The organism is Actinoplanes octamycinicus, from assembly GCF_014205225.1.
Lineage (GTDB): Bacteria > Actinomycetota > Actinomycetes > Mycobacteriales > Micromonosporaceae > Actinoplanes > Actinoplanes octamycinicus.
The window spans coordinates 8,313,207-8,326,264 of the sequence record NZ_JACHNB010000001.1 but is presented as its reverse complement, the minus strand read 5'-3'; the positions used below and the strand labels follow the sequence as shown (position 1 = coordinate 8,326,264).

Sequence of the window (13,058 nt, the reverse complement as noted above, 5' to 3'; positions counted from 1 at the left end):
GCGAGGTAGTTCGACGTGCACGGTCGTGCCGCGGCGGCCCGGCGGGCCGATCGTGATGGTGCCGCGGTGCCGTTCGGCGATCAGTCTGGCGATGGGCAGCCCCAGGTCGTGCGGGCCCACCAGCATGCGGCCGGGGCGGCAAAAGAGGGCTCGGCATTGCCGAGGCGCAGGCACGCGAGGGCCTCGGACGCTCCCGCGGCGGCTGATCCCGCTGCTCAACCAGGTCCGGGTGGCGACACCCGGACCCGGCCGGCCGCGGATACGTCCGAACTCGGTTAACCGGTGACCGGGCGTATTCGTCACGGGCCAACCGGCAGGGGTTGCGGGACAAACACATCACCACGACGATCCCGCAGCTCCGAGACCAGATCGCCAACCGGCTGCGTAAAGGCCGCCACGGCGGCCGGCCACCCGCGTTCAACCCGGACGCCTACAAGCGGCGCAACCAGGTCGAACGCGGCTTCAACCGGCGTAAGCACTGGCGCGGATATGCCACCCGATACGACAAGCTGGGCGCTCACTTCCAAGCCACCCTCGACCTCGTCGAAATGCTCGACTGGCTCCGCGCCATACCCAACGGTTTGATTTAAGAGACAGAACCTAGTCCGCTGCATCATCCAGGGCGACTACGGGGAGTGCCTGCGATCGAGATCTGCGACTTATCCTGTGCCTGTGGATGGGCGACTGCAATGAACCAGAAAACGCTGCGGCTCGTTGGCTACTGGGACGATCCGTCAGCGCCTGATGGTTGGCCAGACGTCCACGCCTTCCTTGCCGATAACTTGCCATCGGAGGAGCGCGATGCTGTGGCGGCTTACCTGCGCTCGGGGACGGTGTTTGTAGCCTCTGCCGGATTTTCGATCTGCCGCCTGTGCGGCGTCCTCAACGGCAGTACGGAGCTGACCGACGGCGAACATTTCGTCTGGCCGGAGGGCTTGGGCCACTACGTCGAGTCGCACAACGTCCGCCTCCCGGCAGAGGTCTTGGAAGTCGCTCGCCGAGGCGCTGCTCGGCCCGTCGATCCGTTCGCATTCGAGCGAGCATTGTTCGAGACCCACGAGCTGACTATCGAGGAGCGGTGGTGGCGCAGTCTGCCAGCGACTGACAACCAATCGGCGTGACGAGCACTCGGCAGCTGAGGACGTTGAGCGGCAGTGGCGGCGCCCGTATGAGCGATCAGTGGCAAATCCGCGCATCCGTCAATGCCGCCGGCGCAGCGCGGGTAGCCGGAACTCAACCTATGGTCAGGCTCGTGACCAGGGTGCGTAGCCACGGCTGGCTGAGTGCGGGGTCGCGGCCGATGGCGCGGGCGACGGCTTGCCTACCGGCCGGGCTGCGACCGTAGGCGACCAGTGCCGCTGCCTCGACGAGGGCCTGCCGAGTGCGCTCGTCCCGGCCGGGGCCTTCAGCCTCGGCGGTCCATCGGTCAGGGCGTAACGAACGGGTCAGCTTCACCTGGTGATCCCCGAAATACGACCAGACTCCCGGGTCGAGTGACACGTTGGCCACCGCGGAGGCGGGCAGCGTCCGGGTCCAGGCGGCGCGCTGCTGCCACCGCTCGGTGTTCGGACTGGTCTTGCGGCGGATCGTGACTCCGACGAAGGCCAGCTTGCGCCGGATGACCGGCCACGGCTCGCGTTCCTGCTTGATCCAGTCCCGGATCAGCGTGAACAACTCGGTGAACGTCTCGCCCTCGTAGACGACGTCGACCAGTACCGCCGGGCGGTCCCGGCGTGCCAGCGCGTATGGCGTCAATCCGACCGTCTCCAGGAACCGACGGCCCTGCGCGACCTCAGCGGGTGTCAACGGACGACGTTGCCAGCGGCGGCCGGATCCGATCCCCGGACGTTGAAATGACAACGGCAGCCGGTAGAGCCGTTGCACGCCGGCTCGGCCGGTGAACACGCCGCCGAGCAGGTCGAACATCGAGTCCAAGGACCTGCCCACGAAGAACAGATCCCCATTGCGGCTGCGGGCCAGTACCTTCCCGGTACACGCCACGAGATCGTTGAGGAACCACAGGTCGGGCTTGGCGGTGGCGTCGAGCAGCGATCCCAGTTGATCCGGCGTGATCAGATCCCACCGGAACGGCATGCTTTCCGGCACTGACGTCACTCCGTCATGATGGCAGCCTGATTTGGGCAGTCCACGCTCGGTCGGCAATCTGAACCGAGCCGTACAGATCGTGACGGCTACGCCGGCCACTGCGTACGGCCGGCGGCATGAGCGTGCGCCACTGCGGGTGTGTGAGGTTATAGGTCAGAAGGTCACCAAGCAGTAGAGTCGGTCGTTGTCGACAACCGCCCGCCGCGCCAGGTCCGTGAGAGCCGCCAGGAACATCATCAGGCTATTCTCCGCGGTTGCGTCGAACTCCGCGCTCGCCCACTGTCGCGCTACCTCAGGCTGCGTCGACGGTTCCAGCGACGCCAAGGCGTCGCGTAGCGTGTCCGTGACCGACAGCACGATGCATCCTTCGATGTCTTCATGCCGGGCCGGCGCAATCAGCCCAGCCCGTCGAGGATCGGCATTCACCTCGTCATATGACCGGCCCGTGAGAATCGCTTCCAGCCGTCCCAGGCTAGTCGGGTCGACGCTCTTGCTCAGCACGACGGGTGTCCCCGATTGCGCTGTCTGCACCCGTGGCCGCGCCGCCTCGTCCGGCGATAGCCGGTACAGCGCCTTGCCGGCGGCGACGTCCTCGGCCGTGAGGTCCAGCAAACCCGGCTGCCCGTCGACGTAGTCGACGGCGGTCGCCGCCACACCGTCAGAGCCAGCGGCGAAGTAGTCGGTCAGTACAGACATCGGGGCATCATTGCACGCGAGCGAACATCCGCCTCGTCGGCGCGACCGCCCACTAACCACCATTCCCTGGCGTCACGGACACGTAGCGAGCCCCGGCCGGCAAGAGGACGCCGCTGAGATGGGCTCGCCTCTCCAGCGACCGCACGTTAACGTCCTTCTGCGCGCCGGGCAAAGGCACATGGGAAGGGTTCGTCATGATCAATTATGTTGCTCAAGATGCAGGCTGTCGCCTGCGAAGGCATGAGCCGGTTCGAGTCTGGTAGCCCGGCGCGTCTGCTCAGCGGCAGAAGAGGGCGTTGCTTCCAAGCAGGTGAAGGCTTGGCCTCTGGAGCGTGTCCTGGCCCCAGCTTCGGGTGAGACTTGGCCCCACCTGGCGGTTCTGGCTCACACAGTGTGGCGCCGCTGCGCGCCCTAACTTTTTTGGAGCACTTCTAACTGACCAATAAGCGTCGACTTTGCAATTCCCCGGAAGATGGTCATCTGGAAATCAGATCGTCACCAATTCCGAAATGACCTACATACGAAGAGACGAAGTTCCAAGTGCACGATCGAGCAGGGTCATGCTGGCGATTAGCCTCCGCAGCATAAGAACGCAAGGCCGAAAGGGCCGAATCTTGGTGGCCAAGAAGGGCTGCGACGATGGCTAAATGTCCATTAAGGGCCTGATACCTAGACTGATCGTTCTCTAAACGCAAAAAAATGTCGGCGGCGCTGCTCAAGGTCGACAGGAAGCGCAACCCGGCACCGAGCAGGTCTGAGACCATGACCTCTGCGACGCGTGCAACGTCGGATTCCTCGTGAAGTCTCCAGCGGTGCGGAAGAGCGACTCCCTGCCCTTCCCAGCGAACGAGGTCGGCAAGTCCCTGGCCGATCGAACAGACGCCAAAGGATACTTCAGGCTCCGGCGGCAGACCCCGAAACTTCACATAAAGCTGGCTCGTCTCTGGATGACGAGCACCTACAGCGGGCAGAAACGAAACTGGCCCGTCTCCTGATGCATTCAAACCGAATTGCCAAAATACGTCACCCACGCCGTGCGAATATCGCGGCTCGCGGGCAACAGGATCCAGCCTCCAGCCCTCTGCCGATAGTCGCTGCGTCAGCTCAGACTGAAGCAATGAACCTAGCAATGCGGACATAGCTTGCTGCTCATTCCAAAGTTCGAGACGGTGAAGTTGTCCCCGTGACTGAAACCGTATTGGGAGAGCTTATCCGTCGATAGGGTCAGCCCGCCATGTGCAAGATCGTAATATCCTGTAAAGATCCGGTACGCGCTCATCGGCAGATCCGCGCACGCGCACCTCGGCCGTTTCACGAGCGTCTGCACGGAGTGAACAGGGTCTGTAGCTGCCGCCTGCGCTACCGGCGATGGCAGCGCGGCGCCGGAAGTCGCGAACATCTGGTACCCCACAACTCGCGAGCGAAGCCACGAAGGTGTGGACGAGACGAGCCGGGCCGGTGGCGCTACGAGCCGGTCTCATCGGCCGCGTGCGAGCGGCAATTCCGCTGTTCGGCGTGGTGGTGCACCAGCGGCCGATGTGATGAAGGCTGGCGACGATGCGCACCAAGGGTGCCGACCTGGCCCGCAATGCAGCGGAACGCCCTCGACGGTACGGGCCAGGTGGCGGTCAGCGTGAACGCTGCAGGCGGCGGTGGGTTTCTCCGTTCCTGGGGTCAGGGCCTCTCGTAGCAGGGGGAGTGGATGAGGATGACGAAGCCGCTCGGGTTGGCGCGTTCGATGTCGAGGTTGAAGCCGTCCGGTGTTTTTGCGGCGACGACGCCGTCGTCCGGGCCGACCGTGCGGTCGTCGGTAATGGTGTAGCCCTTGGCCGTCCAGTCGGCTTTCACCTTGTCGAGGGAGGCCAGGTGCTGGTCTTTCTGTGGTGGCACGACGTTGTAGGCGCCCTGGACGGTGAAGATCGTGTCGCTGTCTTCGCCGAGTCTGCCGGTGCAGGGGCTGGCGTTGAGCTTCGCGTTGAACAGCGGCATGCCGACGGTCGTGGCCATCTGCTCCGCGTGCTGCTGGACCAGGGCGTTGACGTCGGCTTCGGACTTGGTTTCCACGCCGTCTCCTGAACAGGCCGACAGGGCCAACCCGGTGGCGACAGCTGCTGCCGCCAGGGTGAGTGTGCTTCTTCTGCGGATCATCGCCAGTTCTCCGGGGTGGGGCCATGCCGTGTAGATGGTCGGCGTAGGTTTCGACGAAACGGCACCGCGGCGGGACCGGCCGCCGGGAACAGCAAGACGTAGTCCCACGGCTGGGCCGCCGCCGCCGAGGCGACCGGGTCGCTGTCGGATGCGCCGGCCCATACATGCCTCGGTCCCATCAGGTCGTTCACCGACCCGACGTACATGCCGGGGCTGCCCGCTGCCGCGATGTCATCGACCGGAAGGTGACCGGTTTTCGCGGCCTCACCGACGATGGTGGTCCCGTACGAGTGGCCCATGGCGACCAGATGACCGGCTGCGCTGTCGTGGGTGACGCGCAGGCTCTGCAGGTGGTTCAGGTACGGGTCCCGGCCGGCCATCGGTCGGGCAGGTGGCGGCCAGCGTCTTTGGTGGCGGTGGGCTTCTCCGTTCTCGGGTCAGGGGCGCTCGTAGCAGGGTGAGTGGATGAGGATCGCGAATCCGTCCGGGATGGCGCGTTCGATGTCGAGGTTGAAGCCGTCCGGCGTTTTGGCGGCGACGACTCCGTCATCGGGGCCGACCTTGCGGTCGTCGGTGATGGTGTAGCCCTTGGCCGTCCAGTCGGCTTTGACCTTGTCGAGGGGGGCCAGGTGCTGATCCTTCTGCGGCGGGTCGAGGTTGTAGGTGCCTTGCACGGTGAACACCTTGTCGCTGGTTTCGCCGAGTCTGCCGGTGCAGTTGCTGGAGCTGAGCTTCGCGTCGAGCAGTGGCATCCCGACGAGCGCGGCCATGTGTTCCGCGTGTTGCTGGACCAGGGCGTTCACGTCGGCTTCGGACTTGGGTTCCACGGTGTCTCCTGAGCAGGCGGAAAGTATCAGTGCTGAGCCGGCCAGCCATAGGGCGGCCAGTCGGATGGTGCCGCGACGCTTCATTGCCAGTCCTTCGGAAGCTGCCCTTCGGGGATGCCCGACACTTCGAGCCGGGTTCGATCTGCTCCGCAAGCGGGTCCTGCTCAGCCGCTGATCAGAGCCATCGGGGTCAGATGCGATCACGCTGGAACAAAGTACGAGCGGCTGGAACAAAGTGCGAGTCCCTAGAACGGTGTACGAGAACGCTGATCCACAGGGCGGAAAGTTGGCGCGAGAGGGTCGTGTCGGCGCTGGTAGCCTGCCGCGCATGTCGATCACGGCTCGTCTGCTTGGTTCCGCGGTGTCGCGCTGGGGTGAGGATCCCTGGGCGCGCGGCTCCTGGAGCCTGATCGGCCGGCACGGGACGCCGCAGGACCGGGTGGCGCTCGGCACGCCGGTCGGCGAGCGGCTGCGGATCGCCGGGGAGGCCACGCACCCGACCCGGGCCGGCATGACGCACGGGGCGTACGAAAAGGGTGTCGAAGCGGCCGGATGGGCAGCGGACCTGGGGCATTCCCGGGTCGCCGTGGTGGGCGCCGGGATGGCCGGGCTCGGCGCGGCCCGGACGCTCGCCGAGCGCGGCGTCCAGGTGCGGATCTTCGAGGCGCGGGACCGGATCGGCGGGCGGACCGCCGGCGCGGACGTCGCCGGTGGCGCGTTCGACCTGGGCGCGAACTGGCTGCAGCAGTACGACGAGAACGTTCTCGCCCGGCTCGCCGAGCGGCTGGGGCTGACCATGGTGCCGACCGATTTCGGCGACCCGCTGGTGCTGACCGGCGAGCCGTTCCCGGACGGCATCGAGGACGACCTGCGCGACCGGCTGTCCCGGGCGGCGCCGGAGTCGGGCATCGCGGACGTGCTCGACGACTGGCTGCGCGATCCGGCGCCGTGGACCGCCGCGGAGATCCACCGGTTCGTCGACGCCGAGATCGTGATGGACGCGGGCGCGCCGCTGTCCTGGCTGAGCGCGCGGCACGGCTTCGAGCCCGGGGTGGGCGAGGGGGACCGGTGGATCGTGGGCGGTTACCGGCGGCTGACCGGCCATCTTGCCGACGGGCTGGACATCCGGCTCGGCCATCCGGTCCGCGACATCCGGGTGGAGGCCGGCCGGGTGGTGCTGAACGGCGATGTCAGCGCCGACGCGGTGATCGTGACCGCGCCGCTGCCGGTGCTCGCGGGCGGTGGCATCACCTTCGACCCGCCGCTGCCGCCGGCCCACCGCGACGCGCTCGGCCGGCTCGGCGCGGGCCGGGTGGAGAAGGTGATCCTCCGCTTCGACCAGCGGTTCTGGCCGGAGCACGGCTATTACCGGGTGCATGGGCCGGAGCGGACCTCGATCAGCGAATGGCTGGACGCGACCGCCGCCGACGGCACGCCGACCCTGGTCGGGCTCTTCGCCGGGCACTGGCTCGGCACGCTGTGGACCGGGACCGACGCCGAGATCGCCGACCGGGCCACCGGCATCATCCGGGCGGCGGCGGCCCGACGTGGATGAACGGCACCCACCGGCTGGGGTGGTTCCGGCGTCTCTCCCGCACCGCGCAGACCGCGTGGTGCAGGGCGTCCGCGGCCCGGTCCGGTGACAGTCGGCCGTCGGTGACCATCCGGGCGTAGATCGCCTCGGCCAGGAACGCGGCATCCCGGTCCCGCACCGACCACAGGGTCGCGATCACGTGCCGCCAGCCCGCGTACTGCAGGGCGGCGGCCAGCGTCACCGCCTCGTCGACCACGTCGTTCAGGCCGATCGCGGTCTCGCAGGCGGACAGGAACGCGAACTCGCCGCCGCGCCGGGCCCCGGCCAGGTCGGCGACGCTGAGCACGCCGTCGCGCAGGATCACCCCACCGGCCGACGGGTCGTCCAGGTCCTGCCGCCCGTGGCAGCTGAAATGCACCGCGGAGTGCCGGTCCAGCGCGGCCCGCACGGCCGCCCGGGTCGCCGCCGGACCTTCCAGGACCTCGCACCGCGCTCCGAGGTGCCCGCGGACGACCGCGCTGTCCTTCGCCGCGCCCGGCAGTTCCGGCATCCCGACGAACAGCAGGTCGTCGGTTTCGCAGGGCGCGCCCGGGCGGGCCGCCGCCCGCAGCGTCGCGGTGTACGACGACACGACCCGGTCCAGCACGCTGCGCCCGGCCCCGGCGTGCTCCGGGCGGTGGTAGCCGGCCGCGTGGACCGGCAGCAACGCGAACGGGCCGGTCGGGCACCAGGTGACGTGCCGGACCCTCGGCCCGAGGGCGGCCAGCACCGGCTCGGCGACGTGGTCCCACAGCCACTCCAGGACGCCGGTGAGCACCGGCTCGTCGGGGTCGTCGCCGAGCGCGTGGTAGTAGTCCTTCATCCGGGCCAGCACGGCCGGCTGGGTCAGCGTGCGCAGCGGGACGACCCGGACGTCCGGGCCGGTGACGATCAGCGCGTCACACCGGTACGGACTGACGGTGAGCAGCACCACCGGCCCGGCGGTCGCGGCCGGCGGCGACTCCGGCTCGCCGGCCGGCCGGGCGAGCTGCGCCGCCCACAGCACCCCGCGGCCCTGCTCCAGGACCGTGACCGCGTCGGCCGGGCGGCCGGCGTTCAGCGCGCACGCGGCGGCGGTGAACGGGACGCCGGTCCAGTCGGCCAGCAGCTGCTCCTGACCACCGCGGGTCTGTGCGTGCCGGGTCACCGTCGCCAGCAGCCGGACCATCGTGGCGAAGCTGTCGGCGGCGGCTCCCCACCGCCCGGCCGCGGCGGCCCGGCGGCCGTTGCGGAAGGCCGCCTCGATCCGGACCGGGAACGGCGCGACCGGGTCGGTCTCCACCGGCCTGGTCAGCTCGGTCGCCCGGTCCGGATCGCCGGCCAGCTCGTAGGCCCGGGCCAGGTTGACCAGGCAGGTGGCGCGGCTCGGGTGCCCGGCCGGGGTGGCGTCCAGCGCCGCCTGGGCGGCGGCCAGTGCCCGGCCGAGGTCGGCGCGGTCGCCGGTGCGCTCGAAACGGGCCTGGTGGATGCCGGTCTCGGTGGTGCGCAGGCCGGTCGCGGCCGGATGGTCCGCGGGCAGGCCGGTCACCGCCTCCTCGATCGTCGTGACGGCCCGGTCCAGATCCACCTCGCGCAGGGCCAGCGCCAGGTTGCCGAGCGTCTCCCTGCGCAGCGGGTGTTCCGGCGGGAACAGCCGAGCCGCCTCGTCGTGGACCGCGATGGCCTCGTGCGTCGTAACGCCGGTCCGGTCGGCCAGGGCGGTCAGGGCCGTGCCGAGGTTGTTGAGGTACATCGCCCGGCTGATCGGGGACCGGCGGGCCAGGTCGGCGGCCCGCCGGTAGGCCCGGGTCGCGGTCTCCAGGTCGGACAGCTCGCCGGTGCACCGGTAGCGTTCGCTGAGCGCGAGGCCGTAGTTGTTCACCAGGGCCGGCTCGTCCGGCGCGAGGTCGAGCGCGCCGGCGAGAATGCCGACCGCGGCGTCCAGGTCGTCGGCCCGGCCGGTGGCGGCGAACCGGTCGAGCAGCCGGTTGGCGTGGTTCATCCGGTACATCACCCGGCTGAAGGCGTCGTCCTCGGCGTCGGCGGCGGCCGCGGCGTACCGGACCGCCTCGGCGAGGTCCGCGAGGTCGCCGGTCAGCTCGAAGCGGGCCAGCTGGAAGGCGTCGAGGCGGGACAGCGCCCAGGCGTTCGGCTCGGCGCCGATCAGCTTGATCGCCTGGTCCACGTCGGCGACCGCGCGGTCGGCCCGGCCGCGGGCGCACAGCGCGTCGGCGAGCTTGTCCCGCCGGTCGAGGTAGTACGGGTCGTCGGCGCCGGTCTCCGTCACCGCGGCCTCCAGCCAGGCCACCGCCTGCCGGGCGTCCGCGGCCTGCCCGCGCAGGTCGAAGCGCTGGTGCAGCCACCCGCCCAGGTTAGCCGCGTAGGCCGGCCGGTCCGGGTCGTCCGGGTCGGCCACGCCGACGACCACGGTCATCATCGCGATCGCCCGGTCCAGGTCGGCCGGGTCGCCCGCCGACCGGAACCGCCCACTCAGCAGCATCGCCAGGTCGTCACCGATCAGCACCTGCATCTCGTGGCGGCCGGGCAGGACCCGGTGCGCCTCGGTGAGCAGGGTGATCGCCCGGTCCCGCCGGTCCTCGTCCGGGGCGATCGCGACGCCGGTGCGCAGCGCGTGCCCCAGCACGGTGAGGTAGCCGCCGCGGTCCGGATGCCCGGGTGGGATCAGCGTCAGCGCTTGCTCGGCGGTGCCGATCGCCTCGTGCAGGTCGGCCGGGTCGCCGTGGTCCTCGTACCGGTCGTGCAGGGCCATCGCCAGCTGGAGCAGCGCGGCGGCATGGGACGGGCGGGCCGCCAGCCGCTCCCGGCACACCTGGACCTGATCATCGTGCGACACGCCGCGCCCCCTTCGAGTCCCCCGGGGACCACGCTAGGCCCGCGGCTCCAGGACCACGATGACCGTTTCGGTGGAGGTTCCGGACGTACCCGTCGAGGTCGGCGTTCGTCTCCCGCCACCGGTCCCAGAGTCGCGGCAGCTCCGCGTCGTTCGCCGCGCGGCCGCGGACCGAGCGCGATCCGTCCTTGAGGTGGACCGTCGCGTCCGGGTTCGCCTGCAGGTTGAGCCACCAGGCGGGCTGGCCCCGCTGCCAGCCGTTCATCGCGATGGTGACCAGGTTCGGCCCGTCCTCGAGGTAGGCCAGGATGACGCTGCGCGGCTCGCCGCTGCGCCGGCCGATCGTGGTCAGGCGGAACGTGCCCCAGCGCCCCGGCTTGGGCCGCCACAGGCCGCGTCGCCCACCGGTGATCCGGTAGAACGCGCGGTGGATCTTCCAGGCGACCAGCACGAACCAGCGGGGCGGCACCCAAGGTGCCTTGGCCTGAGCAGACATGCCTCATCCTCACGCCGGTCGACTGTGGACCGGCTGAGAGAGCGGGGTCATCCCGGGGCGTTCCCGGCGTACTGGTCCAGGGTGGCGGTCCACATCCGGGCGACCATGCGGGGGAGCGGGCCGTGATGGATCAGGAACAGCAGGGGCCGCTGGGCGAGGCGGGCGTTCGCGGTGGTCCACTCGGCGTGGATCCGGCTGCCGCCGCCGTCGGCCGGCGCGATCCGGACGAACCCGTCACCGCCGCCGCCGTAGCTGCTCTCCAGGACCGTCCAGCGGATCATCGGGGGCGCCGACAGGTCGTAGCGGACCACCACCCAGAACGGTGATCTGGCGCTGCCCTCGCGGGCCACGGCCCACGTGTCGCCCTGATCGCGCAGCTCGTACTTCTTCGCGTCGAGGGTGCGGTGCCAGATCCGCACCCGCCGGTCGCTGAAGTCGGTGAACGCCTGATAGGCCTGCTCAGGGGAGGCCTTGGTGACGATGTCAAACCTCATTCCGTCATCCGAGCACACCGCCCGCAAGGCGTCCACGAAGGTGACCCGGAAGCGGAGAAGGCTGCGGAAAAATCCACTTCAAGAGCCTCATCTTCGCAGGTCCGCTGGGGTGCGGATCGCATGCTCCCGCGCGGGCCGGGGCCGGCGATCTGGCCGCTGGCGCGTCCATAACGATCGCCGGCCCCTTCACTGCCCGCGGGTGGTCACCGTTCAAGAATCAAGACCGGTCCCGATGAGTCGTGCGGCCGCCGAGCGCCGCGGAACCGGTCACCTCCGTGCCGGACTGGGCCGGCGGGCCGGCGCGGTGAACGCCCGCTCGGTCGCGGCGGCGGCCGGCTTGCGGGGGCTGAGCGACCCGGACTCGGTGTAGAAGACGTCGGTACGGTTGCCCGGCCGGCCGCTGTTCGTGGTGACGAACAGCGCGCGGAACTGGCTGCCGACCGTGGCGAGCCCCTGGTAGTCGCCGATGAAGTACCCGTTGGCCTGCGGCGCCTGCAGCATGTCGAAGACCGGCGCGATCTGCCGTTCCCGGTCGAAGTGGCGCCCGCCGCGCGGGGAGCGGGTGAACCAGGTGCTGGTCGGCAGCGTCGTGACATCGCCGGGCTGCACGGTGCGCAGGTCGTAGTAGGTGACGCCCACGTCGCCGTTGTCGGCCACCGCGATGCTCGGGGTGAACGCCTGCACCGCCGGGTCGCCGTTCACCCGGGTCGGCGCGCTCCACGTCCGGCCGCGGTCGGTGCTGCGGACCAGCTGGATCTGGTTGTACGCGCCACCGGTGAAATCGGATCCCTCGTACGCGAGGTACAGCTCACCGGTGCGCGGGTCGATGGCCGGGAACGGGATGCCGACGCCGGTCCGCAGCGCCGCGCCGGTGTTCGGGTCGACGTCCTGCACGCCGGTGTCGTCGGCGACCACGACCGGCCGGCCCCAGGTGCGCCCGCCGTCGGTCGAGCGCACCATCTCGTACCGGATGGATTCGGTCGTGGTCCCGGTGGCGTCGGTGAACTGAATGCTGTCGTAGAAGTTGTACAGCGCACCGGTGCGCGGATCCGCCACGATCACGTTGCCGATGGTCTGCTGGAACTGCCCGGTGGGCACGATCACCCGCGGCCGGCTCCAGGTGCGCCCGAAGTCCCGGGTGACCGACAGCAGCGACGGCCCGCTGAACAGCTGCGTGCCGTCGGCGGACAGCTCCAGCCGGTCCCACACCTGATATGCCGAGCCGGGCCGGACCGGGTCGGCCGTCACCGAGTTCTTGTCATTGAACGCGCTCAGCTCGGTGTCGACGATCACCTCGGTCACGTTGCGCCACGTCCGGCCCCCGTCGTAGGAGGTGAGCGCGACGACGCTGTTGCGCGGCGAGTTGGCGTCGAAGGCCAGCGCGCTGCCGTAGACCACACCGCCCGGCCCGGCGCTCACCCACGGGTCGGAGGCGCGCTCGTAGTTCAGGCCACCCGGCGCGCACCGCGAGACCGGCCACGGCACCTCGGTGAACGTCTTCCCGCCGTTGCGGGAGTAGGCGGCGACGAGACCGTGCGCCCCGCCGTCACTCCACCGGTCCTGCTGCCAGACGCCGATCACCTCGGTCGGCCGTGACCGGTGGGCGGTCACCGACGGCTCGACCTCCGCGCCGGGATAGAGCACCGAGCCCGGCGCGGCGCCCACCGTGCAGTCAGCGAACGGGCTCTCGTGTGACACCCGTACCGGATCCGGGGTCCCGGCCCAGGCCACGGTGCCGGACGTGAGGCCCAGCACCACAACGGACGAAACCGTAGCGAACCTTTCCCAGTTGCGCATGACACCCCCCAATTCATAAGCCTCGATTAACAGCTACTCCGGGACGGTGCACCGGCCCATCATCGGTCCGCCCGGATCCGGCTCCTCCGAT

12 protein-coding genes and 1 pseudogene are annotated in these 13,058 nt (G+C 69.7%); 3 read left to right on the top strand and 10 right to left on the bottom strand.

Features of this window, described 5'->3' with window-relative positions; all coding sequences use genetic code 11:
* Window positions 1-281: 281 nt before the first annotated feature.
* Together BJY16_RS37750 and BJY16_RS37745 are read left to right on the top strand one after the other, a co-directional pair.
* Window positions 282-590, top strand: a pseudogene (locus BJY16_RS37750) (transposase); the annotation flags it as partial.
* A 99-nt stretch (window positions 591-689) separates the two neighbouring features.
* Window positions 690-1,121, top strand: a complete 432-nt coding sequence (locus BJY16_RS37745) for a hypothetical protein (protein WP_185044330.1) — start codon at window positions 690-692, stop codon at window positions 1,119-1,121.
* 112 nt (window positions 1,122-1,233) lie between these two features.
* Here BJY16_RS37745 and BJY16_RS47935 read toward each other — a convergent pair whose 3' ends face one another.
* The 6 genes from BJY16_RS47935 to BJY16_RS37715 all read right to left on the bottom strand — a co-directional run bounded on the left by BJY16_RS47935 (window position 1,234) and on the right by BJY16_RS37715 (window position 5,861).
* The gene (locus tag BJY16_RS47935; RefSeq protein WP_239176969.1) at window positions 1,234-2,115 is read right to left on the bottom strand and encodes a hypothetical protein; all 882 of its coding nucleotides are present in this window, start codon (window positions 2,113-2,115) and stop codon (window positions 1,234-1,236) included.
* A gap of 144 nt (window positions 2,116-2,259) precedes the next feature.
* Window positions 2,260-2,802 carry a hypothetical protein gene (locus tag BJY16_RS37735; protein WP_185044329.1) on the bottom strand — a complete coding sequence of 181 codons (543 nt, stop codon included), beginning with the start codon at window positions 2,800-2,802 and terminating at the stop codon, window positions 2,260-2,262.
* A gap of 476 nt (window positions 2,803-3,278) precedes the next feature.
* Window positions 3,279-3,941, bottom strand: a complete 663-nt coding sequence (locus tag BJY16_RS37730; protein ID WP_185044328.1) for a hypothetical protein — start codon at window positions 3,939-3,941, stop codon at window positions 3,279-3,281.
* 535 nt (window positions 3,942-4,476) lie between these two features.
* Window positions 4,477-4,866 (bottom strand): hypothetical protein, encoded by a 390-nt coding sequence (locus BJY16_RS37725; protein ID WP_239176970.1) that lies wholly within the window; start codon window positions 4,864-4,866, stop codon window positions 4,477-4,479.
* A gap of 80 nt (window positions 4,867-4,946) precedes the next feature.
* Entirely contained in the window at window positions 4,947-5,330 is a 384-nt protein-coding gene (locus tag BJY16_RS37720) for an alpha/beta hydrolase (RefSeq protein ID WP_185044326.1), read from the bottom strand.
* Between the two features lie 57 nt (window positions 5,331-5,387).
* Window positions 5,388-5,861, bottom strand: coding sequence for a hypothetical protein (locus BJY16_RS37715; protein ID WP_185044325.1), 474 nt, complete (start codon window positions 5,859-5,861; stop codon window positions 5,388-5,390).
* A gap of 244 nt (window positions 5,862-6,105) precedes the next feature.
* Between BJY16_RS37715 and BJY16_RS37710 the strand changes: the two genes are divergently transcribed.
* A complete protein-coding gene (locus BJY16_RS37710) occupies window positions 6,106-7,332 on the top strand; it encodes a flavin monoamine oxidase family protein (protein WP_185044324.1) in 1,227 nt (408 codons plus the stop codon).
* On the opposite strand, the gene BJY16_RS48775 is transcribed toward BJY16_RS37710, so the two are convergent.
* The 4 genes from BJY16_RS48775 to BJY16_RS37690 form a co-directional block, all read right to left on the bottom strand.
* A complete protein-coding gene (locus BJY16_RS48775) occupies window positions 7,301-10,183 on the bottom strand; it encodes a CHAT domain-containing protein (protein ID WP_185044323.1) in 2,883 nt (960 codons plus the stop codon). The genes BJY16_RS37710 and BJY16_RS48775 overlap by 32 nt on opposite strands.
* Window positions 10,170-10,676 (bottom strand): nitroreductase/quinone reductase family protein, encoded by a 507-nt coding sequence (locus BJY16_RS37700; protein ID WP_239176971.1) that lies wholly within the window; start codon window positions 10,674-10,676, stop codon window positions 10,170-10,172. The genes BJY16_RS48775 and BJY16_RS37700 overlap by 14 nt, the downstream gene beginning before the upstream one ends.
* 47 nt (window positions 10,677-10,723) lie before the next feature.
* Entirely contained in the window at window positions 10,724-11,170 is a 447-nt protein-coding gene (locus tag BJY16_RS37695) for an SRPBCC family protein (protein ID WP_185044322.1), read from the bottom strand.
* A gap of 267 nt (window positions 11,171-11,437) precedes the next feature.
* Window positions 11,438-12,925, bottom strand: coding sequence for a sialidase family protein (locus tag BJY16_RS37690; protein WP_203758903.1), 1,488 nt, complete (start codon window positions 12,923-12,925; stop codon window positions 11,438-11,440).
* Window positions 12,926-13,058: the final 133 nt, after the last annotated feature.

Coding starts and splice junctions, on each gene's coding strand:
- BJY16_RS37745 (WP_185044330.1), top strand. CDS start 690: ATGAACCAGAAAACGCTGCGGCTCGTTGGCTACTGGGACGATCCGTCA.
- BJY16_RS37700 (WP_239176971.1), bottom strand. CDS start 10,676: ATGTCTGCTCAGGCCAAGGCACCTTGGGTGCCGCCCCGCTGGTTCGTG.
- BJY16_RS37715 (WP_185044325.1), bottom strand. CDS start 5,861: ATGAAGCGTCGCGGCACCATCCGACTGGCCGCCCTATGGCTGGCCGGC.
- BJY16_RS37710 (WP_185044324.1), top strand. CDS start 6,106: ATGTCGATCACGGCTCGTCTGCTTGGTTCCGCGGTGTCGCGCTGGGGT.
- BJY16_RS37720 (WP_185044326.1), bottom strand. CDS start 5,330: ATGGCCGGCCGGGACCCGTACCTGAACCACCTGCAGAGCCTGCGCGTC.
- BJY16_RS37695 (WP_185044322.1), bottom strand. CDS start 11,170: ATGAGGTTTGACATCGTCACCAAGGCCTCCCCTGAGCAGGCCTATCAG.
- BJY16_RS37730 (WP_185044328.1), bottom strand. CDS start 3,941: ATGTCCGCATTGCTAGGTTCATTGCTTCAGTCTGAGCTGACGCAGCGA.
- BJY16_RS37735 (WP_185044329.1), bottom strand. CDS start 2,802: ATGTCTGTACTGACCGACTACTTCGCCGCTGGCTCTGACGGTGTGGCG.